Consider the following 20,108-nt stretch of genomic DNA (forward strand, 5'->3'; position numbering starts at 1 on the left):
ATGACGCCACCCCCCCAGGACCAAGACAAGCCCTGACTACCATGGAGGGGCTCGCCTGCCCGCTAGCGCTTCTGCAACGCCGCGGCCACCAGCCCAATCAGCTTGAGCTGCGCGGCATCCAGCTTGCGCAGGGTGCGCATGAGGCGGCGCAGCTCGGGGACCTCGTCGTATTCCTCGGACGGGGCGGACTCGGCCACCCAGGTGGGCACCTCGCCGGTGTTGAGGCCCAGGAAGATGTCCGAGGGCGTGCGCAGCGCGATGCACAACCGGCGCAGCGACGGCACACTGGGCAACATCCGCCCCCGCTCCAGCCGTCCGTACACCTCGGTCGCCAGTCCCACCCGCTCCGCCACGTCCGCCTGGGTCAGCCCCGCCCGCTGCCGCGCCTCACGCGCGATCTCGCCAACGTTTGCTGCCAGCTTGCTGGTCGACGGTTGTCCCATGGTGGTTCTCTGGCTCTCGGTGAGGCGACCCATCAGGCCATCTGCTTAGAGCCGGACAGCGACCCGCGACAGGACAGGATGGGTAGTCGGAGAAACCTGGGACCCTAAGAGTGCTCGGCGCGACGAGGGGAACGGGTGGCGCGCACGCGGTGGACACCGGCATGGGGTCCCAGAGGCGAACCGAACGCTTCAGGTCGTCTCCCGCGCCGGAGGCGACAGGTGACGAGATGACCATTCACGTCCTGCGCGGGACATGGGACCCGGTTCTCGCCTTCCCCGAGTACCCGGGGTGTCCCACTCCGAACGATTCCGGGCCCAACCCCCCCCTTCCGGGTGTCTTTCACCCGTTGCGAGGCCCCCGCATCGGTCCACGAGCCAACCCTTCGCCGGTACCGCGGGACATGTCTTCCAGGGCCGCGGACGCCGTCGTGTTATGGCGCCCCTCGAAGAGGGAAGGGACAGGAGGATGATGAGAGAGGGGCATCACCGCGTCCTCGTGGTGGAGGACCATGCGGACAGCAGGGAATTGCTCGCCGAGTTCCTCGAGGCGCTGGGCTACGAGGTGGACGTGGCGGGCAATGGCCTGGATGCACTCGAACGACTGAGGTCCGCGCCCCGTCCGGCGGTGATGCTGCTGGACCTGATGATGCCGGTGATGAGCGGCTGGGAGCTGATGCAGTACGTGCGCGAGGATACGTCGCTGAGCTCGCTCGCGGTGGTGGTGGTGTCCGGCGCGGGTGAGTCCCAGAGCCTGCCCGAGGGCATCCTCGGCGCCATGCCCAAGCCGGTGGACCTCGACGCGTTGAAGGCCTTCCTCAAGACCGCCACACGGCGAAGCTAGAGCGGAGCGGACGCGGTGAGACTGAGCTCGCCGGACAGGTCGAGCATCTCCACCTGTTCGCGCGAGCGGTCCAGCCGATAGCTGACCTGGAAGCCCGAGGGCAGCCGCACCACGCCCACCTCGAGACCCATGTGGGGCGCGGGCCGGGAGCCCACGAGCCGCTGGGACAGTTCGCGAAGGATACGCCCCCTCACGCCCGAGGGACAGCGCGACAGGAGGCGCGCCACCTGCTGCGAGAGGGTGAACTGGAGAGCCATGACCCCAAGCTGGTCATACGTACAGGGGGCAGCAAGAAAGGGAGCACGCCCCGCGCCCCGCATCTGTCTCCTTGTGGGCACGCACGGTGACCACGCGGCGCGGCACCGCGGCTCCCGTTCCGTCGAATGCCCGCTGCGAAACGGACTCATTGTGTGGGTAGACCTGATGGGGCGGGTCTGGGCTAAGCTGCGCCGCCACATGCGACGCGTTGCGAGCCTCGGAAGCCTGGTGGTGGCGTTGTGGTCGGGAACATCGGCGGCTGGGGAGTGGCGGGGTTATGCCTCGGTCAGCGCCGGTTTCGTCATCGATCACACCTCGGGTATCAGGGCCAAGGGAGGTGCGCTCCAGGCCTACCTGGGAGTCGAGACCCCCTTCGGACTGTCACTCGGGGTGGTGGGTGAAGGTGCCGAGACATGGAGCGCGCGGACCTTCCAGGAGCAACAGCTGCAATTGGATTACCGCTCGCTGGGAGCGGAGCTGCGGCTGCGTTTCCTGAGGGACAGTGGGGTGAACCCGTGGGTGGGGCTGCGCGTGGCGCAGAGCCGCTCGACGCCGCTGACGCTGGATGAGCTGGGCTCTCCGAGGCGGATGCTGCATGACGGGCTGAGCACGGCGCTGCGTTTCGGCGTGGACGCGTGGTTCGGAGACCACCTGGGCCTCGCGGCCTCCACGGCCTGGCAGTGGTGCGACGTGCGCGTGGACAGCACCGAGTCGGCCACGTCCGACGCGTGCGCCGAGCCGCTACACTCCATCATGCTGGGCCCCACGCTGCGCTTCTGAGCGGGCAGGCCCCCCCAGCTGTTCACTGTCGCGCGACACCCCGTCCCCCGGGACGGGAATCCGCTTGCGTCCCGTGGACGGAAGGTAAGGTGGGGCCATGAATCGCGAATACCATCGCTGGTATAGCTCGCGCCTGGGCCGGGACATGGAGGTGCTGCTCTTCGGGCACTCCGGGGAACCGGTGATGCTGCTGCCCACCAGCAAGGGCCGTTTCTACCAGGCGGAGGACTTCGGGCTCATCGGGGCGATCGCGGATCGCATCCAGTCGGGGCGCTATGTCGTGGTGTGCCCGGACTCGGTGGACGAGGAGAGCTGGTTCAATACGTCCATCCACCCGCATGAGCGGGTGGCGAGGCACGACGCGTACGAGCAGTACCTGCTGCACGAGGTGGTGCCGCTGCTGATGTCACGCAGCACGGGGGGCCGGCTGACGCTGGGAGGATGCAGCTTCGGCGGCTTCCACACGTACAACATCGGGCTGCGGCACCCGAACACCTTCCGGCGCCTGCTCTCGATGGGAGGCAAGTTCGAGACGGAGGACCTCCTCGACGGCCACCAGGACGAGAGCGTGTACTACCACTCGTGCATGCAGTGGCTGCCGAGGGCGAGCGATGTGGCGCAGCTCACGGCGCTGAGGCGGGTGGAGATGGTGCTGGCGGTGGGCGAGCACGACTTCTGCCGGCCCTCGAACGAGAACCTGTCGAAGCTGCTGTGGTCGAAGGACATCCGCAACCACCTGGCCATCTGGTGGGGAGGCACGCACGACTGGCCGGTGTGGCGGCAGATGATTCAGCACTACCTGCCGTGGTAAGGACCCAGCCGCCCTGCCGCTCACGCTCGCGCAGGGCGACGAACTCGGCGACGAAGTCGAAGAACCTGCGGATGGCGCGCTCGTGGTCGCCATCGCAGTCGCGGAGGTACTTGGCGTCCCATCCATCCGGGGGGAACTCCTGCTTCACATCACGGAGCCAGTCGCGGAAGAGACCGTACTCCTCATCCTCGATGCCGTTGGCGAACTGACAAGCACGGTAACCATCGATGAAGGCCACCCTCCGGGTGATGTCGATGTCGCCCATGCTCAGCAGCAAGTGTCTCCTCAGATTGCCCTGCCGCATGCGCACCAGATAATCGAGCAGGCACACAGGGTGTCGAGGTAGCTGACCCTCCGAAGCGTTGCCCTCACTCATCGAGCATCAGCCCTCGAAGCATGCGCAGGCTTCGAGCCCGGGCGGCCGCCCCTCACGCCTCAAGGGGCTGGAAGGTGCCCGTGCTCTGGCGATGGAAGCGCCAGAAGAGCGCGAGCGCCACGGCGGTGAGCCCCGCGCACAGACCCCACCAGATGCCGAACACGCCGAGCTTCAACCCGAAGCCCAGCAGCAGCGCCACCGGCAGGCCCACCGCGTAGTGCCCCACCATGTTGGCGTAGAAGGTGAAGCGCGTATCCCCCGCCCCTCGCAGCACGCCCGCGCCCACTCCCTGCACGCCATCGGAAATCTGGAAGACGGCGCACACCATCAACAACGGCACCACCAGGGGCATCACCTCGGCCGGCGTGCCCATGAACTCCGCCAGTTGCCGGGGAAACAGCGCGAACATGAGCGCGCTCAGCGACATGAAGCCCGCCCCCGAGGCGAAGGCCATCAACCCGCTCAGCCGCGCCAGCGGGGTGTTGCGCGCGCCCACGGCCCACCCCACCCGCACACTGCCCGCGTTGCCGATTCCCAGGGCCACCGTGAAGGAGAGGCTACCGAAGGAGATGGCGATCTGATGCGCGCTCATGCTCTCCGGGCCCAACCACCGCGCCAGCACTCCGGCGAGCGAGAAGACACCCACCTCCGCCGCGATGTGCAGGCCGATGGGCACGCCCACCCACAGCGCCTGGAGGATGTCGGAGCGCACCGGCCGCACCGAGGGCATTCCCCCCGGCACCGGCACCTGGCGCACCGCCCACGCGACGATGGCCCACTGCAACACACTGCACAGCAGCGTCGCGATGGCCGAGCCCTTCACCCCCATGGCCGGAATGAGGCGCAGCGGCCCACACCACTCCGGCAGCACCCCGCCACCAAAGACGAGGAGGATGTCCGCGCCCAGGTTGAAGACATTGGCCACCAGGGTGGCCACCACCAACGGGCGGGTGAGCGCCGCCGCCTGGAGATAGGAGCGCGTGTTGATGAAGAGCAGCATCAGGGGCAGGCTCGGCGCCCGCCAGTCTAGGTAGTCCTGGAACAGGGACAGTTCGGCGAACTCCACCCCGAACAGGGGCAGCAGCCTCGGCACCACCATCAGCGGCACCGCCAGCACCACGCCCACGATGAGGGCCAGATAGCTGCCCTGCCAGAGGAGCACCCGCGCGCGCGGTGCGTTGCCCGCCCCGAAGGCCTGGGACACCAGGGGATCCACCCCCATCATCAGCCCCATCGCGAAGCTGCTGAGGGCGAAGAAGACCGCGGTGGACAGGCCCACCGCCGCCAGCGCCTGGGTGCCCGCCCGGCTCACCACCGCCGTGTCCACGAAACTCATGAGGGACTGGCCCGCCTGGGCGATGGCGATGGGCAGGGCGAGCTTCCAGAGTTCTCGGAACTCTTCGCGACGACTGGGAATTGAGGCGGACATGGGAGCGGTGCCCTATAGCGGGTTTCCACGGCGGATGCCGGGTTGTCTCCCCCGACGTCCCAACCCCCGCTCCCCTGACCCATCAGCCGGCCGCCCGTGCTCCATGCGGCCGGCTACTCACCTTCAACCGCGGGTCCACGCCTGGGGGGCGCGCCGCGTCATGGGTAGGAGATGGGCGCGAACCGCGAGGTGGCCACGGGCTGGGAGAGGTTGCTCACGTGGGCCACGCGCACACCGGCGTCGGTGATGGCATACACATAATCATCCGCCATCACGCTACGGCGCACGTACGGCACGTAGCTATAGCTCCACTGGTTGTAATTGACCGTCTGGAACACATCCTTCATGGAGATCGCGCCCACGGGGGTGAAGCCGGTCGCCGGGTCCACGTGGAAGACGCGCAGCTCGCTCACGAAGCCGCCCCAGTAGTCCCCACCGTAGTACTGCTGCGTCCAGTCCGCGAAGGGAATGGCCAACGTGCCCCTGGCCGGGAAGTAGTTGAAGGCCTTGTGGTCGTAGAGCGACTCGGAAAAGCCGTAGGCCGTGCCCACCAACTGCGTGAAGGCCTCGCGCGGATTGGCCGGGTCCGTCACGTCGAAGAGGGACAGCTTGATGGCTCGCGACAGCCAGTCGCCGTTCTCCGCCATGTGCACGCCCACGGTCAGCAGGTGGTTGTCCCCCAGCGGGTGGATGTACGAGGAGAAGCCCGGCACCTTGAGCTCGCCCACCTTGCGCGGGTGCGCCGGGTCGGACAGATCGAAGGTGAAGAGCGGATCCACCTGGCGGAACGTCACCACGTAGCCCTTGTCGCCGAGGAAGCGCGCGCTGTAGATGCGCTCGCCCTTTGCCAGCTCCTCGCTCCGGCCCAGAGGCTTCAGCTGGCCATTCTCCTCGCGGTAGGTGGACAGGAGGTTGCTCGTCTCGATGCGCCCCCAGTCGTTCCCCGGCTCCGCCACCCGGGTGGAGAGGGTGGTGGCCACGCGCAACACGCCCTCGTGCTCGTCCATGCTGAACTGGTTCAGCAGGGAGCCCTCCACCGTGCCGCTGGCCACGTACGTGGCGCGGTGCGGCTGGGACAGGTCGAGCTTGTGCACGTAGGTGTGCTCCGACTGCCCCACCTCCGGCCACCACCACCAGTGGCGCGCCGCCAGGTAGAGCGCGCTCCCGTTGGAGTACACCTCCCCCGGCTCGGTCACCAGCGTGGTGCGGCTCGGGGCCTGCGCCACCTGCGCGTCCAGGTCGAGCGAGGCCACGGTGACGAAGCCCAACCGGGTGGGCGCGTTCGTCTTGTGGAAGCTCCGGCAGTCGTGGCCCACCCCTGTCTCGGTACCATCCGGTCGCTTGAACCGGCCCTGGGGCAACCAGTCCGACAGAGCGCTTGAGCGGATGAGCTGCTCGTTGTGCTCCATCAGCTTGTCGATCTCCTTCTCCAGGCGCTCCTGGTCGTCCCAGAGCTCGCGCGAATAGTCAGGCCACCAGCGGATGCCGGCGGGCCAGTGGAACGCGTCGCGCAACACCAGCCGCGCGGAGCTGCCCGCGAGCCGCGCGTCGTGGTAGCCGCCCGGCAGGTACAGCTCGCCCGTCACCTGGGGCGCGGCCAGCTCGGACACGTCCACCGTCGTCACCTTGGTGAAGGCGATACTGGAGGAGGAGTAGCAGGGGCCCATGGGCGTGCACGCACCTCCGCTCGTGCCCGGAAGCGGCTGGTACACCTCGGAGAAGACGAGCACCTTGTCGCCATGCAGGAACATCTGCCGGGGCCAGCCCTCGAGTTGCAGCGAGGACTCCGCGCGCAGCGACTCGGCCGGCCAGGAGCGATGCGCGTACAGCTTCTGCCCGGAGAGGACGAAGATGCGCGTGCCGTCGTTCTTCACGAAGTCGGCCTCGTCCACGCCGGCCACCTGGTTGTTGGTGCCCGTGTGGTTGTTCGGCCCGGACGAGCCCCCACCTTCCGCGGGCGCCCCCGAGGGAGGCGCCGAACCATCCACCGCGTCGGGGCTGTCACCTCTGAGCCAACCGCCCCGCGACTTCCAATAGGACGGCTTGGAGCGCTCCATCGTGGTGCGCATGTCGAGCACCGCGGCATCCTCGATATAGGACTCGAGCGCTCCGCAACTCTCGAAGGACTCCAGCCGCGCCCTCATCTGCACCGGCTGGTTCTCGGGAATGGCGCTCTTGTCGGCGCACCCCACCAGTCCCAACAGCGCGAGCGCCAACCCACCATGGTTCTTCCGCATATCCCTGACTCCTCGGATTCGTCTTCCGGCCGCGGCGCGGGCATTGCCACCCGTGTGCCAGGGACGAGGCGCCCCCAGGTGCTCGGGATTCCGAGGAGTTGGGGACGCACGGCTCGCGCGAAGCGTCTCGGAAAGTCGAGGCGCCTCTGTTTTCCGTGGGCCGAGGGGTGTCAGCGACCCGACAGGAGTTGCGTGAGCTGGCGCGCCACCTGGGCGCACTGCTCGGCATCGCGGGCCTCGAGGGCGGCGTGACCGGACGCCAGCAGCGATCTCACGTTGACCATGGCCGCGTCCGCCTGATCGCTGGGGTTCTCCTCCGCGGTGCGCTGCAGCAGCTTCGCCAGCTTCTCCCCGCGCTCCAGCAGCTTGCGGAACGTCTCCTCCGTCTTCTTCGCGTCCGCCTGCGCCTGCTTCCGCGCGTACGAGGCCTGCTCCTTCACGAGCCGGTCGGCCTCCTGTCCCGGAAGGTTCGGACGAGCCTCCAGCCGCACCGCCTCGCTCAGCCCCGTCTTGAGGTCCGTGGCACGCACCGACAACGTGCCCTCGTTGGACAGCTCGAACGTCACCTCCAGCGGCGTGTCCCCGCGCGAGCCCACCTCGAGATCGCGCAGCACCACCTCGCCCAGCTTGCGGTTCTCGTCCTGCAGCTCGCTCTCGCCCTGGTAGATGGGGATGCGCGCCTCCGTCTGCCCGTGGGTGCTCGGGTGGAAGACGTCCTTGGCCACCACTGGCACCGCGCTGTTGCGGGGGATGAGGTGCTTCACCCGCCCGCCCATCACCCCCACGCCCAGCGAGCTGCCCACCACGTCCAGCAGCAGCGCCGCGCCCGACTGGCGCGCCAGCTCGTCCGCGTGGATGGCCGCGCCCAACGCCACGGCCTCGTCCGGGTTCACCTCCGTGGAGGGCTTCTTGCCGAAGAAGTCCCCCACCAGCCGGCGGATGAGGGGCACGCGCGTCATGCCGCCCACCAGCAGCACCGTGTCCACCGAGCGCGGCTCCATCCCCGCGTCCTTCATCACCGACTCGCAGACCGCGATGCAGCGCCTGGACAACGGCTCGCACAGCTGCTCGAAGAAATCGCGCGTGAGCGCCGTCTCCAGGCCCGTCAGCTTGCGCGCCGGCTGGTTGTGGTCCCCCAGGCCCGCCAGGGAAATGAGCGTCTCCTCGTAGTCCGTCAGCTCGCGCTTGGCCTGCTCCGCGGCCACCTTCAGCTTGCGCATGGACACCGCGTCGCGGTGCACCAGCTCGCGGTGGTTGTCATCCACCTGCGCCAACAGCCAGTCGACGATCTTCAGGTCGAAGTCCTCGCCACCCAGCGAGGGGTCTCCGCCCGTGGCCTTCACCTCGTAGACACCATCCGTTATCTCCAGGACGGTGACATCGAAGGTGCCACCGCCCAGGTCGAAGACGAGCGCGTGGCCCTGGAAGCCGCGCGACAGCCCGTAGGCGAGCGCCGCGGCGGTGGGCTCGTTGATGAGGCGGATGGCGTCCAGCCCGGCGATGGTGGCCGCCTCGCGCGTGGCCTGGCGCTGGCCGTCGTCGAAGTTGGCCGGGACGGTGATGACGCACTTGCTCACCGCGCGGCCGAAATACGCCTCGGCGTCCAGCTTCAGCTCCCCCAGAATCATGGCCGCCACCTGGGTGACGGGCACGGTGCGCCCGGCCATCTTCACCCGCACGTCCCCGGTGTTGCCGCCCGCCAGCTGATAGGGAACCACCGCCTTGGCCGCCTGCACCAGCTCCGGGGTGAAGCGCCGCCCGATGAAACGTTTGGTGGCCCACACCACGCACTCGGGATGCTCCTCCGCGAGCGCCTGGGCCTTGGCGCCCACCACGCGCTCGGCCGTCTTGGGGGTGAGTCCCACCACGGAGGGCGTCAGCCGCCCTCCCGAGCGCGAGGGAATGATGCGGGGCCGTCCCTCCTCCACGGAGGCCACGGCGCTGTTGGTGGTGCCCAGGTCGATGCCGATGACGGGGTCGCGCATTGAAGGAGGGGCCGGTGTCCGGAGGCTACGACGCCGGCCCGTGTTCCCATGATACGCCGGAGATGCAGGATTCCAGAGGCCCCCGTGAGCCCACGCCCGGAGTACAACCCCAGGGGAACTTATTGGAGACCCCGCACGCGGTACACTCCCAGCATTGCCCCTGGGCAGGGGGCGTGCTAAGCGCCGCCGCGTCATGGTGAACGTGTCCATCGCCCGCCGTTACGCCCGCGCGCTCCTCGACGTCGCCACTGAGACTGGCCGCGCCGACGCCGTGTCCGAGCAGCTCTCGACCTTCTCCGGTGCGCTCGCGCAGAACCGCGAGCTGGAGGACGTGCTGCTCAACCCCGCCTACTCCCGCGAGCAGCGCACCCGCGTGATGGAGGCGCTCCTCAAGGCGCTCGGCCCGGTGGAGCCCGTGCTGGGCAACACCCTGCGCCTGCTGGTGGACCGCAACCGGCTCATCTACCTGCCGGACATCGCCCGCCTCTACCGCGACATGGCCGATGCCCAGGCCGGACGCCTGCGCGGCCACGTCACCAGCGCCGTGCCCCTTGCCTCGGACACCCTCCAGAAGCTCGCCGGCACCCTCAAGGAGCTCACCCAGCGCAATGTCGTGCTGGAGGCGCGCGTGGACCCCACCGTCCTCGGCGGTGTGTCCGCCCAGGTGGGTAGCACCCTGTACGACGGCACCCTGCGCACCCAGCTGGAGCAGATGCGCCGCGAGCTCAAGCAGCGCTGAGCCGCCTGCTCGCCCAGCTCGGGAGGAAGCCGCGCTGTCGGGTCCTCCCCACTTCCCGGCAAGCCCGGTATTCCCAGCGGGCCATGGAACGAGTATGGTGACCGCACGGGTTCTCTCCCGTGCCTCCATCCATCCATGGCGCAGCCAGTCCTCAACCGCCCTCACGCAGTCACTCCGGTCCCCTCTCTACCCGAGGAGGCCCTGCACTGCTTCGGTGCGTTGCTCCAGGCCCCGGGCCTTGGACTGGCCTTCCTGGACAGGGAGCTGCGCTTCCGCTTCGTCAACAACGCGCTCATCACCCTGAGCGGGCTGCCCGGCACCTCGTATGACGGCCGTACGACCGGAGAGGTCTGGCCCGGGCTCTCGTCGGTGCTGTCCCCCCTGCTGACCCGGGCCCTGGCGGGCGACGTGGTGCACGGGGAGCGGGTGTCGGGCGTGCTCGGAAGCTCGCCAGGCAATGGCGTGCGCCACTTCCGGGTGTCGGTGCTCCCGGCGTCCACGGGCGGACTGCGCTCGGGCGTGAGCCTGACGCTGGAGGACGAGACGGAGCGCGTGTCCCAGGAGCTGGCCCTGCGCGAGAGCGAGGAGCGGCTGAGGGGCCTCGTCGCCGTGTCCTGCGACGGCTTCTTCCTCCATGAGGCGGGCACCATCCTCGAGGCCAACCGCTCGCTGGCCAGCCTGTTCGGCAGCACGCCCGAGGAGATGGTGGGTCAACCCCTGACGCGCTGGGTGGCCCCCGAATCCCGCGAGGCGGTGCAGCGCGCGACGTCCCGGCAGGTGGAGTCCCCCTACGAATTGACGGGGCTGCGCTCCGACGGAAAGCGGCTCTTCCTGGAGGTACTGGGGCGGACCGTGGAGTACGCCGGACGCAACGTGCGGATGACGGCCGTCTGGGACATCAGCGCCCGCAAGGCCACCGAGGAGGCCACGGCCCGCGCCGACGCCTTCCGCGAACAGCTCCTGGGGGTGGTGGGGCACGACCTGCGCTCCCCCCTCTACGCCATCCAGCTCAGCGTGGGGGCGCTCCAGCGTGCTGGAGGACTCAGCGAGACGCAGCTGCGCCAGGTGATGCACGTGGACACCGCCGCCCGGCGCATGGAGCGGATGATCCGCGAGCTGCTGGACTACACGCGCGCGCGGCTGGCTGGAGGCCTCCCCGTGCGCCCCGCGCCGCTCTCCCTGGAGAAGCTGCTGGAACGGGTGGTGGAGGAGTTCCAGGTGTCCCACCCCACCCGGCTCATCGTCTCCACGGTGGAGGGCGACGTCCGGGGGAGCTGGGACGAGTCGCGGCTCGGTCAGCTGCTGGACAATCTGGTGGGCAACGCCGTGCAACACAGCCCCTCGGACACTCCGGTGGAGGTGAAGCTGGCCGGGGTCGCCGATGGCATCACCCTCACGGTGCGGAACGAAGGGCCGCCCGTCCCGCTCGAAGAGCGAGCGACCCTGTTCGAGCCCTTCAAGCGCGGCAAGCGCGCCAGTGGCGATGGCCTGGGGCTGGGCCTATATATCGCCCGGCAGATCGTCGTGGCGCATGCGGGCCGCATCTCGGTGGAGTCCGGCGTCGGGTTGGGGACGCGCTTCATCGTGTGGCTGCCCCGGCACGCCCCGGGCGCCTAGAGGGAAATCCCTCCCGCTAGCGCCTCTTACAGCGCCGATGACACCTCGTGCCTCCGGACCCCCTTGCGCGTTGCGGCGGGGGGGTACGCGTGGTAAGGGGGCCCGGCCAATATCAGGTTTCTGTGGCGGCATTCCCACCGGCCGCCCCCGTACAAGGACGCAAGATGGAAATCCGCGCCGACGAGATCAGCAGAATCATCCGGGAGCAGATCAAGGACTACGGCAAGAAGGTCACCGTCGCCGAGACCGGTACCGTGCTCTCCGTGGGCGACGGTATCGCCCGCATCTACGGGCTCGAGAGCGTGCTGGCCGGCGAGCTGGTGGAGTTCACCAACGGGGTGAAGGGCTTGGTGCTCAACCTCGAGGAGGACAACGTCGGCGTCGCCATCATGGGTGACTTCAAGGACATCCGCGAGGGTGACCTGGTCAAGCGCACCGGCACCATCGCCTCGGTTCCCGTGGGCAAGGGCCTGCTGGGCCGCGTGGTGAACGCGCTGGGCGAGCCGGTGGACGGCAAGGGCCCCATCCAGGCCACCGAGGTGCGCAAGCTGGAGGTGAAGGCCCCCGGCATCGTGAAGCGTAAGAGCGTGCACGAGCCCCTGCAGACGGGCATCAAGGCCCTGGACGCCCTGGTGCCGATCGGCCGCGGCCAGCGCGAGCTCATCATCGGTGACCGTCAGACGGGCAAGACGGCCGTCGCCGTGGACGCCATCATCAACCAGAAGGGCCTGAACGTCTTCTGCGTGTACGTGGCCATCGGCCAGAAGCAGTCCACCGTGGCCCAGGTGGTGGAGAAGCTCACCCGCTTCGGCGCCATGGAGTACACCGTGGTCGTCACGGCCAACGCGTCGGACCCCGCGCCGATGCAGTTCTTCGCGCCGTACGCCGGCGTGGCCATGGGCGAGTACTTCCGCGACAACAAGATGCACTCGCTCATCGTGTACGACGACCTGTCCAAGCAGGCCGTGGCCTACCGCCAGCTGTCGCTGCTGCTGCGCCGGCCGCCGGGACGCGAGGCCTACCCGGGCGACGTGTTCTTCATCCACAGCCGCCTGCTCGAGCGCGCCGCCAAGCTGTCCGACGCCGAGGGCGCCGGCTCCCTCACGGCCCTCCCCATCATCGAGACGCAGGCCGGTGACGTGTCGGCCTACATCCCGACGAACGTCATCTCCATCACCGACGGGCAGATCTTCCTCGAGACGGACCTCTTCTTCTCCGGCGTCCGTCCGGCCATCAACGTCGGTCTCTCCGTGTCTCGCGTGGGCAGCGCCGCGCAGATCAAGGCCATGAAGCAGGTGGCCGGTACCATGAAGCTGGACCTGGCCCAATACCGCGAGCTGGCCGCCTTCGCCCAGTTCGGCTCGGACCTCGACAAGGCCACCCAGGAGACGCTGGCGCGCGGCGCCCGCCTCGTGGAGGTGCTCAAGCAGGGCCAGTACGAGCCCATGCCCGTCGAGAAGCAGGTCATGCAGCTCTACGCCGCCACCAACCGCGACGACGCCAACAAGCGCGGGTGGATCCGCCAGGTGCCCGTGTCCGACGTGGTGCGCTGGATGCGCGAGTTCATCGAGTTCGCCGACGGCCGCTACCCGGACATCGCCAAGGACATCGCGTCCAAGCGCGAGCTGACCAATGAGATCAAGGCCGCGCTGAACAAGGCCCTCACCGAGTTCAACGACGTGTTCCAGCCCACGGCGGGCGCCAAGATCTGATCGGCGTCACCCCGGAGTGAAGCACCACCGGGCCCCGCGCTCCCCCCTCGAGGGACGCGGGGCTTCGTGTTTTCAGGTGAGGACCCGCCCGGCCACCTTGAGCGCCTTGTCCAGGTAGCCCGCGAGCTCGGTCAACCGGCCCACCGCCTGGCTGATCTTGTTCAGGTCGTCGGCGGCCTCGGTGAGGGCGTGGTTGGTCTCGTGCATGGCGTCGGTGGCCCGCTTGAACTCGGCCGAATCCGCGTCGAAGCGCGCCCCCAACAGCCGCATCAGCAGCTCGCGCAGCCGCTTGCCGTGGGCGAGGTACTCGGCGCGGGTCTCCTGCGGAAGGGCGCCACTCATCGACAGGTCGAAGCTGCGCTCGACGATGCGGGTCAACGTCTGGGTGTCGAAGAGCATGGCGTCACTCCTTCTGGGGCGCGCGGATGCGCTGAACGGCGGCGGCTGCGGTCTCCACCCGGCCCTGGAAGGCCCGCATGGCGGAGGAGAGCTCCTCGAAGGACTCGGGTTTGCGATCCGCGCGGGCGAAGCGCAGCAGGGCCTCGTGCGCGTCGCGCAGGGCACGGGCCAGCTCCACGGGGTTGGCCACCACCAACGCCTCGTAGGACTCGGAGGCGTGGCGGATGTCGTCCAGCACGGCGCGGCGCTCGGCGAGCGTCAGCTTCGAGCGCTGGAGGTTGTAGTACATCACCCGGAAGGCCAGCGACTGCTTGGCGCCCGAGAGCCGCTGCGGCCCGAGCACCTCCACCATGTCCTTCTCCAGCAGCTCGATGATGGCGTTGACCCGAGGCGAGCCCTGCTCCAGCGCCTTCTGAAGGGCCTGGCCCTGTCTGGCCTCCAGGAAGAGCGAGCCCACCACGCCCACCAGCGTGGACACCGGCTCCACGTACTTGCTGGCCGTGGAGTCACCCTGGCCCGCCAGCGTCTGCAGCTGCTGACCCAGGGAGCCGAGCTGCGTCCCCAGGGCCGTGGCCCCCTCGGGCAGTTTGCCCGCGTTCTCCGCGCCGGCCAGCGTGGCCAGACGCTCGGCGTAGACGCCCAGCAGGGCGATGGCGTCCATGCGCGCCTGGATGGACTCCGGCGAGAAGAGCGTCCCCACCAGCGGCGTGGGCCGGCCGGCCGTGTCCGTGGCGAGCACCTCCAACCCCGGATCGTACAGGCGCTCGTCGAGGTAGACGTCCCGCTCGAAACGGTTGAGCTCCGAATAGTACTGGCCGAGCGCGGTGCTGGCCTGGGTGTTGCCCTGTTGGAACAAGGCCACGGGTTCGCGGTAGCTGCCCGGCGTCTTGCACCCCGCCAGCAGCACCAACACGAGCGCCCACCCTCGCATCCCTCTCATCGACTCTCCCCGAGACTGAGTGGCTACGACCCCCGAGCCTACTTCTTCCGGGTGACCGAAGTGCCCTCCACGTCCTCCGTCCACTCCGAGGAGGGAATCACCAAGGTGCCCGGAATGGGAGGCGGGGGTGGGGGCGGCTTGTTGGCCGCTTCACGTTCGGACAGGACCTCCGGCGGCGGCGGCACGTCCGTGTAGACGGCATAACGCACAGGTCGGCTCCCAGGGGTGCGGCCGGTCCCGCCCCCTCCGCCGGCGGTGACCTCGGTCCATCGAACCGGCGGTGTAGACTCGCGCACGCTGATCGCCGTACCAGGGGGCGCTCCATGCAGAAGAAGATTTCCGATGATCCTGCGACGACGGCCACGCACTCGCGTGGCTGGGAGAAGCCCGCCCAGACCACCGTGCCGGCGCTGACACTCGTCTCCCATCCACAACCCGAGCGCATCGGAGAGCGGCTGCTGCTCGAGATGTTGGCCGCCGTGGGCAGGACGGCGTCCCTGTCACGCAATGCCCCCGAGTTCTCCCACCCCGGCAGCCCCCTGGCGCGGCCCCTGGGAGATCCCTTCCTCAGCCGCAAGCCCGTGCAGTTCGAGCCTGGAGCGCGTGGGCGCCTGCGGCTGCTCGTGCCCGAGGACGGCACGCCGGTGCGGGTGGCGGGTGTGCCCGTCCGGGGAGGCCGGGAGTTCACTCCCGCCGAACTGGCCGCGGGCGTGCCGCTCGTGTTCGCCGAACGGGTGGTGGTGCTGCTCCACCTGGCGCGCGCGCCCGAGCTCCCCCCCACGGGGGACCTGGGCATGGTGGGTCAGGGCGAGGGCGTGCGCCGCGTGCGCGAGAATGTCCTCCGCGTGGCGGACCTGAACGTGCCGGTGCTCATCCGGGGCGAGACGGGCTCGGGCAAGGAGCTGGTGGCGCGCGCCATCCACCAGCACAGCCCACGCCGCGCCGGCCCCTTCATCAGCGTCAACCTGGGTGCCCTCCCCAAGGAGCTGGTCTCCGCCGAGCTCTTCGGCGCGCAGAAGGGCGCGTACACGGGCGCCGCCAAGGACCGCGAGGGCTTCTTCCGTGCCGCCCACGGGGGCACGCTCTTCCTGGACGAGGTGGGCGAGGCTCCGCCCGAGGTGCAGGTGGCGCTGCTGCGCGTGCTGGAGACGGGCGAGGTGTTCCCGGTGGGCAGCCATGCTCCGGTGCCCGTGGACGTGCGGCTCATCACCGCCACGGACGCCAACCTGGAGGAGCGCATCCGTCAGGGCGTCTTCAAGGCGCCGCTGCTGCACCGGCTGGCGGGCTTCGAAATCCAGGTGCCGCCGCTGCGCGAGCGCCGCGAGGACATCGCCCCTCTCTTCCTGCACTTCGCCCGCCAGGAGCTGGAGGCCACGGGGGAGCCGCAGCGGCTGTCGGACACGGATCCTCGCGCCGAGCCGTGGCTGCCCGCCTCGCTCGCCGTCCGCCTGGTGCGCTACGCGTGGCCCGGCAACATCCGCCAGCTGCGCAACGTCACCCGCCAGCTCATCATCGGCAGCCGTGGCCTGCCGGGCCTGCACGTCGATGAACGGCTCGCGCAGGAGTTGGACGCCTCCGCCCTCCCCTTCCCCGGCCCCGCCCCGACCCCGCGCCCCACGCCCATCTCCCAGGACATGCCCCTCCCCGAGGAGACGTCCCCCTCCCGGCGCAAGCCCTCGGAGGTCGGGGAGCAGGAGCTGCTGGAGGCCCTGCGCGCCAGCGCCTGGGATCTCAAGGCCACCGCGGAACGACTGGGCATCTCCCGCGCCTCCATCTACATGCTCATCGAGAAGAGCTCCCTGCTGCGCACCGCCGGGGACCTGAGCCCGGAGGAGATCTCCCGCTGCTTCCACGAGTGCCAGGGCGACCTGGACCAGATGGTGCAGCGGCTCGAGGTCTCCCGGCGCGCGCTCCAGCGCCGCGTGCGCGAGCTGGGCCTCGGCGGCGCCTGACGCGGCTCAACCGCGCAGGCGCGGGAGGATGGCGCGAAGGCTCGGGTCCATGCCGCCGCGCGCCCCGAGCGAGGCGATCGCCCGGCGCTCGTACTCGAGCGTGTTGGTGCGGGCCACGAACTGCACACTGGCCCCGAGCGCCGCGGGCATCGCCAGGTCCAGCTCGAAGATGTCGCCGGCCACCAGCGTCGTCTCCGGCGAGGTGTCCGTCTCGTTCCAGATGCGGCGCAGCGCCTCGTAGTAGCGGCCGCGGCGCAGGAAGATGGGACGCACCAGCGCGCCCTCCACCCGCATCGTCTCGGGAAGGGCGTCGAAGACGGCATCGGACGTCGCGGGAGACTCGATGAGGAACTTGCGCGCGTCGCCGGACACCCGCAGGCGCTCACGGCCTCGCGGCGCCAGCTTCGTCAGCTTCGCCTCCACCGTGTCCGTGTGCGCGTTGGTGACGACGTGGATGGACAGCCCCGTGTCGAGCAGCGCCTCCAGCACCTCCTTCGCCTCGGGCTTGAAGGCCATGCCCACCTGCGCGTAGGCCTCGCGGTAGAGCCTGTCCAGCAGCGCCGCCCGCTCCGCCTCGTCCCGCATCACCCCAAGCCGCTCACACAGCCGCCGCGCCACGAAGTTGGACAGCAGGTACGGGTCCGCCGTGGCCGGCGCCACGATGCGGCCTCCCACCTCCCAGCCGTGCTCCTCGTTGCTGGTCACCACCTGCTCCTCCACCTGCGCCCACCCCGCCTCCATCACGTCACGGCCGAGCTCCTCGGACAGGCGCCCGCGGAAGTGCTGGACGAAGGGCGCGCCTTCCGCCGCCACGTCGGTGAAGGTCCCGTCGAAATCCAGCACCACGCATCGAATCGCCATCGTCCTGAGTCCTCTTTGTCGTAGGAAGTGGGAAATAGGCGCCCTCTCCCTCCGGAATCAAGCCGGAGCGCGTCAGCCGGGGCGGTGGAACCACTGGGCGCGTGGGTGTGTCAGACCCTCAGTGCAGAACGGAGGTCGCGGTCGGAGGAGGAATCGTGGGCATGTCAGACCCTCCAGATAGAACTCCAGGTGTCGGCGCGACGTGGCGCCACATGCTCCGGCGGTCCCCTGGGAAGGCCACCAGAGCATCCATGCAGTAGGGCTGCACTTCCGCCGGGCACCCTCGGGTGCTGGCGGCGGGGCGGCGCGTCCGGATCCCCTCCCCGGGCGCGCCGCCTCTTCTTTTTCGGCCCCCCCTGTCTCACGGACTTTTTCTCGCTCTCCGCCTCCCGCGAGGCTGAGCGCCCCTCCCCCTCGCCCCACCCGGGATGATTCCCTTGCGCCGCGCCTGAAATCCGAGCATGCTCATTCTTGAGCATGGTCACTTCTCGAAAGAGCCGCGCCCGCCCGGAGCCCGCCGAGGCCCCCGGACTGAGGGAGCGCAACAAGCAGGAGAAGCTGGAGCGCATCCGGGAGGCGGCGCGGGAGCTCTTCGCGAAGAAGGGCTTCGCGGAGACGACGACGCGGGAGATCGCCGAGCGGGCGGGAGTGGGGACGGGGACGCTGTTCCTCTACGCGCGCACCAAGGAGGAGCTGTTGATGCTGGTGCTCGCCGAGCGGGTGGAGGCGGTGCAGGAGGAGCGCTTCCGCACGCTGCCACGCGAGGCCCCGCTGCTGGAGCAGTTGCTGCACGTCATCGAGGGCTTCTTCACCTTCTACGCGAAGGAGCCGAAGCTGGCGCGCATGTTCATCCGGGAGCTGCTCTTCCTGGAGCCGGGTCCGGCGGGCGAGCGGCTCCACCTGGAGCGGAGCTTCGCGGCCCGGCTCGCGGAGCTGGTGGCGGCGGCCCGGGAGCGCGGCGAGGTGGCGCCCGACGTGGACCTGGAGACGGCCGGCTTCAACCTCTTCGCGCTGTACATCACGACGTTGATGGGCTGGCTGTCCGGGGCGCTGGGGCCCGGGGAGAGCTGGCGGGTGACACTCGAACGCGCGCTCGCGCTCCAACTCCGGGGCCTCGGGCCCGGCGAGCGCCCCCCATCCACGAACAACCGGAGGAAGTCATGAGCCACGAGGCGACCCTGACACTGAGACAGGCGCGCGAGCGCTACTTCGAGGAGAACGGTTTCGGGACGGGAGGCAACTACGACGAGCGCTGGGTGCGGGTGGAGGTGGGCCCGGTGCCGGTGTGGTTCCCCAACTCGGCGGAGCGGGTGCGCGCGCTGCGCTTCCATGACCTGCACCATGTGTTGACGGGCTACCGGACGGACTTCCCGGGCGAGTGCGAGATCTCCGCCTGGGAGATCGCGGGCGGGTGCACGAACCACTGGGTCGCCTGGCTCCTGAACGTCTCCGGCATGGGCGCGGGGCTGTTCTTCATGCCGCGCCGGGTGGCGAGGGCCTTCCAGCGGGGCCTGCACACGCGCAACCTCTACCGCGCCGAGTACGGCGAGGCCCTGCTGGGACGGACGGTGGAGGAGATGCGGCACGCGCTCGGGATGGACAGGCCGGTGCCCGCGCCGACGTGGAAGGACCGGTGGACCTTCGCGGGCTGGTCCCTGGCGGCACTGCTGTCGTCCGCACTGAGCGTGGCGCTCCTCCTGTCACCGCTGGCACTGGCGGCGTGGGCGCTGGCGGGCCTGTTGCACTGAACGGCGCACGTGCCCACCCCTTGCACCTTGAGACCTACCCAAGCGCCCTGAATATGTTCTGAGCTCCAACCAACCACGAGCGCCGAGGAGAGGGCCCGGATGGAGCGAGCAACGAGCGACGCGGAGAAGCGCCGGCGCGCGCGATTGCCGTGGTTGTTGCTCGCGGGCTCGCTGGGGGTGTCGGTGTTGGGCGGCTGGGCGGCGGCACGCTCCATCTCCTCGCTGCTGACGCGGGTGGAGCAGTTGGAGCGCGAGGCCTCCGAGTCCGAGGCCCGGGTGGCGGAGCTGCAGGTGCTGCGCGACAGCATGACGCGGCGGATGCGCCTGCTGGAACAACAGCAACAGGGACTGACCACCCAGCACGCGGCCCTCAACAAACGGACCGGGGACCACAACGTGCTGCTCGCGCGGCGCGAGGCGGTGCGCGTGGAGCTGGAACAGCTGCTGAAGGCGGAGCTGGGGCGGGGCGAGGTCTTCCTGGAGGAGTCCGAGGGCCGGCTGCGGGTGGAGCTGGCGGACCGGGTGCTGTTCGAGCCGCGCAAGGCGGTGCTGACTCCCGGGGGCAAGGAGCTCCTGACGCGGGTGGGGGCGAAGCTGGCGGTGGAGGGGCACCTGGTGCAGGTGGCGGCGCACACGGACGCGACGCCGGAGACACCGGAGCCCGCCTCCGCGTCGACGAGCTGGGAGCTGTCGGCGGCCCGCGCGGTGACGGTGGTGCGTCTGCTGGGGGAGAAGACGAAGCTGACCCCGGAGAAGCTGGTGGCCGCGGGGTATGGGCCCGCCCACCCGGTGGTGCGGGACGACGGACCGCAGTCCCGGGAGCGCAACCGGAGGCTGGAGCTGCGGCTCATGCCCGCGCCGCCGCCGCTGAAACCCGCGGCTCCCCCGGCCCCGCCCGCGGACCAGCGGCTGGCCAAGAAGCGCCCGGGCAATCCCCGCTGACGAGGGCCCCCGAAAATCCTTGAATAAATGAAGCGAGC

Annotated in this window: 20 protein-coding genes; 11 read left to right on the forward strand and 9 right to left on the reverse strand. The window is 69.6% G+C overall.

Features of this window, described 5'->3' with window-relative positions:
- Positions 1 to 62: 62 nt before the first annotated feature.
- Complete coding sequence (locus JQX13_RS09440; protein ID WP_203408708.1) at positions 63 to 443, reverse strand: helix-turn-helix domain-containing protein; 381 nt, start codon at positions 441 to 443, stop codon at positions 63 to 65.
- Between the two features lie 466 nt (positions 444 to 909).
- Between JQX13_RS09440 and JQX13_RS09445 the strand changes: the two genes are divergently transcribed.
- Positions 910 to 1,284, forward strand: a complete 375-nt coding sequence (locus JQX13_RS09445) for a response regulator (RefSeq protein WP_239014647.1) — start codon at positions 910 to 912, stop codon at positions 1,282 to 1,284.
- Here the strand turns inward: JQX13_RS09445 and JQX13_RS09450 are convergent.
- A complete protein-coding gene (locus JQX13_RS09450; RefSeq protein WP_203408709.1) occupies positions 1,281 to 1,541 on the reverse strand; it encodes a hypothetical protein in 261 nt (86 codons plus the stop codon). The two genes, JQX13_RS09445 and JQX13_RS09450, sit on opposite strands and share 4 nt — an antisense overlap.
- A gap of 199 nt (positions 1,542 to 1,740) precedes the next feature.
- On the opposite strand from JQX13_RS09450, the gene JQX13_RS09455 reads away from it, so the two are divergent.
- The 3 genes from JQX13_RS09455 to JQX13_RS09465 all read left to right on the forward strand — a co-directional run bounded on the left by JQX13_RS09455 (position 1,741) and on the right by JQX13_RS09465 (position 3,479).
- Positions 1,741 to 2,322, forward strand: coding sequence for a hypothetical protein (locus JQX13_RS09455; RefSeq protein ID WP_203408710.1), 582 nt, complete (start codon positions 1,741 to 1,743; stop codon positions 2,320 to 2,322).
- Between the two features lie 97 nt (positions 2,323 to 2,419).
- Positions 2,420 to 3,133: an esterase family protein gene (locus JQX13_RS09460; RefSeq protein WP_203408711.1), complete on the forward strand. Its 714-nt coding sequence runs from the start codon at positions 2,420 to 2,422 to the stop codon at positions 3,131 to 3,133.
- Positions 3,134 to 3,215: 82 nt separating this feature from the next.
- Complete coding sequence (locus tag JQX13_RS09465; protein ID WP_203408712.1) at positions 3,216 to 3,479, forward strand: hypothetical protein; 264 nt, start codon at positions 3,216 to 3,218, stop codon at positions 3,477 to 3,479.
- A gap of 82 nt (positions 3,480 to 3,561) precedes the next feature.
- Here JQX13_RS09465 and JQX13_RS09470 read toward each other — a convergent pair whose 3' ends face one another.
- The 3 genes from JQX13_RS09470 to JQX13_RS09480 form a co-directional block, all read right to left on the reverse strand.
- Positions 3,562 to 4,938, reverse strand: coding sequence for an MATE family efflux transporter (locus JQX13_RS09470; RefSeq protein ID WP_203408713.1), 1,377 nt, complete (start codon positions 4,936 to 4,938; stop codon positions 3,562 to 3,564).
- A 158-nt stretch (positions 4,939 to 5,096) separates the two neighbouring features.
- A complete protein-coding gene (locus JQX13_RS09475) occupies positions 5,097 to 7,175 on the reverse strand; it encodes a beta-propeller domain-containing protein (protein ID WP_203408714.1) in 2,079 nt (692 codons plus the stop codon).
- Positions 7,176 to 7,345: 170 nt separating this feature from the next.
- The gene (locus JQX13_RS09480; protein WP_203408715.1) at positions 7,346 to 9,160 is read right to left on the reverse strand and encodes an Hsp70 family protein; all 1,815 of its coding nucleotides are present in this window, start codon (positions 9,158 to 9,160) and stop codon (positions 7,346 to 7,348) included.
- 193 nt (positions 9,161 to 9,353) lie between these two features.
- Between JQX13_RS09480 and atpH the strand changes: the two genes are divergently transcribed.
- The 3 genes from atpH (at position 9,354) to atpA (ending at position 13,228) form a co-directional block, all read left to right on the forward strand.
- Positions 9,354 to 9,899, forward strand: coding sequence for an ATP synthase F1 subunit delta (gene atpH, locus JQX13_RS09485; protein ID WP_203408716.1), 546 nt, complete (start codon positions 9,354 to 9,356; stop codon positions 9,897 to 9,899).
- 135 nt (positions 9,900 to 10,034) lie between these two features.
- Positions 10,035 to 11,516, forward strand: a complete 1,482-nt coding sequence (locus JQX13_RS09490) for a PAS domain-containing sensor histidine kinase (RefSeq protein WP_203408717.1) — start codon at positions 10,035 to 10,037, stop codon at positions 11,514 to 11,516.
- A gap of 164 nt (positions 11,517 to 11,680) precedes the next feature.
- On the forward strand, positions 11,681 to 13,228 hold the full coding sequence (gene atpA / locus JQX13_RS09495) for a F0F1 ATP synthase subunit alpha (RefSeq protein ID WP_203408718.1): 1,548 nt from the start codon (positions 11,681 to 11,683) through the stop codon (positions 13,226 to 13,228).
- Between the two features lie 72 nt (positions 13,229 to 13,300).
- Here atpA and JQX13_RS09500 read toward each other — a convergent pair whose 3' ends face one another.
- Genes JQX13_RS09500 through JQX13_RS09510 form a run of 3 tightly spaced genes read right to left on the reverse strand, consistent with a single transcriptional unit; the run spans position 13,301 to position 14,776 of the window.
- Complete coding sequence (locus JQX13_RS09500) at positions 13,301 to 13,627, reverse strand: hypothetical protein (RefSeq protein WP_203408719.1); 327 nt, start codon at positions 13,625 to 13,627, stop codon at positions 13,301 to 13,303.
- Positions 13,628 to 13,631: 4 nt separating this feature from the next.
- Positions 13,632 to 14,567, reverse strand: a complete 936-nt coding sequence (locus JQX13_RS09505) for a hypothetical protein (protein ID WP_203408720.1) — start codon at positions 14,565 to 14,567, stop codon at positions 13,632 to 13,634.
- A 38-nt stretch (positions 14,568 to 14,605) separates the two neighbouring features.
- Positions 14,606 to 14,776, reverse strand: a complete 171-nt coding sequence (locus JQX13_RS09510; RefSeq protein ID WP_203408721.1) for a hypothetical protein — start codon at positions 14,774 to 14,776, stop codon at positions 14,606 to 14,608.
- A gap of 114 nt (positions 14,777 to 14,890) precedes the next feature.
- Between JQX13_RS09510 and JQX13_RS09515 the strand changes: the two genes are divergently transcribed.
- Positions 14,891 to 16,519 (forward strand): sigma 54-interacting transcriptional regulator, encoded by a 1,629-nt coding sequence (locus JQX13_RS09515; RefSeq protein WP_203408722.1) that lies wholly within the window; start codon positions 14,891 to 14,893, stop codon positions 16,517 to 16,519.
- 6 nt (positions 16,520 to 16,525) lie between these two features.
- Here JQX13_RS09515 and JQX13_RS09520 read toward each other — a convergent pair whose 3' ends face one another.
- Positions 16,526 to 17,380, reverse strand: a complete 855-nt coding sequence (locus JQX13_RS09520; protein WP_203408723.1) for an HAD family hydrolase — start codon at positions 17,378 to 17,380, stop codon at positions 16,526 to 16,528.
- A gap of 477 nt (positions 17,381 to 17,857) precedes the next feature.
- Here JQX13_RS09520 and JQX13_RS09525 point away from each other — a divergent pair, with 477 nt between their 5' ends.
- The 3 genes from JQX13_RS09525 (at position 17,858) to JQX13_RS09535 (ending at position 20,070) form a co-directional block, all read left to right on the forward strand.
- Positions 17,858 to 18,544, forward strand: coding sequence for a TetR/AcrR family transcriptional regulator (locus JQX13_RS09525; protein ID WP_203408724.1), 687 nt, complete (start codon positions 17,858 to 17,860; stop codon positions 18,542 to 18,544).
- The gene (locus tag JQX13_RS09530) at positions 18,541 to 19,128 is read left to right on the forward strand and encodes a hypothetical protein (protein WP_203408725.1); all 588 of its coding nucleotides are present in this window, start codon (positions 18,541 to 18,543) and stop codon (positions 19,126 to 19,128) included. The genes JQX13_RS09525 and JQX13_RS09530 overlap by 4 nt, the downstream gene beginning before the upstream one ends.
- A gap of 99 nt (positions 19,129 to 19,227) precedes the next feature.
- The gene (locus JQX13_RS09535) at positions 19,228 to 20,070 is read left to right on the forward strand and encodes an OmpA family protein (RefSeq protein ID WP_203408726.1); all 843 of its coding nucleotides are present in this window, start codon (positions 19,228 to 19,230) and stop codon (positions 20,068 to 20,070) included.
- Positions 20,071 to 20,108: the final 38 nt, after the last annotated feature.

The organism is Archangium violaceum (genome assembly GCF_016859125.1).
Lineage (GTDB): Bacteria > Myxococcota > Myxococcia > Myxococcales > Myxococcaceae > Archangium > Archangium violaceum_A.

What these genes read in the sequence shown, in the direction of transcription:
- JQX13_RS09440 (WP_203408708.1), bottom strand. Translation starts at nt 443, where the DNA reads ATGGGACAACCGTCGACCAGCAAGCTGGCAGCAAACGTTGGCGAGATC.
- JQX13_RS09445 (WP_239014647.1), top strand. Translation starts at nt 910, where the DNA reads ATGATGAGAGAGGGGCATCACCGCGTCCTCGTGGTGGAGGACCATGCG.
- JQX13_RS09450 (WP_203408709.1), bottom strand. Translation starts at nt 1,541, where the DNA reads ATGGCTCTCCAGTTCACCCTCTCGCAGCAGGTGGCGCGCCTCCTGTCG.
- JQX13_RS09455 (WP_203408710.1), top strand. Translation starts at nt 1,741, where the DNA reads ATGCGACGCGTTGCGAGCCTCGGAAGCCTGGTGGTGGCGTTGTGGTCG.
- JQX13_RS09460 (WP_203408711.1), top strand. Translation starts at nt 2,420, where the DNA reads ATGAATCGCGAATACCATCGCTGGTATAGCTCGCGCCTGGGCCGGGAC.
- JQX13_RS09470 (WP_203408713.1), bottom strand. Translation starts at nt 4,938, where the DNA reads ATGTCCGCCTCAATTCCCAGTCGTCGCGAAGAGTTCCGAGAACTCTGG.
- JQX13_RS09475 (WP_203408714.1), bottom strand. Translation starts at nt 7,175, where the DNA reads ATGCGGAAGAACCATGGTGGGTTGGCGCTCGCGCTGTTGGGACTGGTG.
- JQX13_RS09480 (WP_203408715.1), bottom strand. Translation starts at nt 9,160, where the DNA reads ATGCGCGACCCCGTCATCGGCATCGACCTGGGCACCACCAACAGCGCC.
- atpH (WP_203408716.1), top strand. Translation starts at nt 9,354, where the DNA reads ATGGTGAACGTGTCCATCGCCCGCCGTTACGCCCGCGCGCTCCTCGAC.
- JQX13_RS09490 (WP_203408717.1), top strand. Translation starts at nt 10,035, where the DNA reads ATGGCGCAGCCAGTCCTCAACCGCCCTCACGCAGTCACTCCGGTCCCC.
- atpA (WP_203408718.1), top strand. Translation starts at nt 11,681, where the DNA reads ATGGAAATCCGCGCCGACGAGATCAGCAGAATCATCCGGGAGCAGATC.
- JQX13_RS09500 (WP_203408719.1), bottom strand. Translation starts at nt 13,627, where the DNA reads ATGCTCTTCGACACCCAGACGTTGACCCGCATCGTCGAGCGCAGCTTC.
- JQX13_RS09505 (WP_203408720.1), bottom strand. Translation starts at nt 14,567, where the DNA reads ATGAGAGGGATGCGAGGGTGGGCGCTCGTGTTGGTGCTGCTGGCGGGG.
- JQX13_RS09515 (WP_203408722.1), top strand. Translation starts at nt 14,891, where the DNA reads ATGCAGAAGAAGATTTCCGATGATCCTGCGACGACGGCCACGCACTCG.
- JQX13_RS09520 (WP_203408723.1), bottom strand. Translation starts at nt 17,380, where the DNA reads ATGGCGATTCGATGCGTGGTGCTGGATTTCGACGGGACCTTCACCGAC.
- JQX13_RS09525 (WP_203408724.1), top strand. Translation starts at nt 17,858, where the DNA reads ATGGTCACTTCTCGAAAGAGCCGCGCCCGCCCGGAGCCCGCCGAGGCC.
- JQX13_RS09530 (WP_203408725.1), top strand. Translation starts at nt 18,541, where the DNA reads ATGAGCCACGAGGCGACCCTGACACTGAGACAGGCGCGCGAGCGCTAC.
- JQX13_RS09535 (WP_203408726.1), top strand. Translation starts at nt 19,228, where the DNA reads ATGGAGCGAGCAACGAGCGACGCGGAGAAGCGCCGGCGCGCGCGATTG.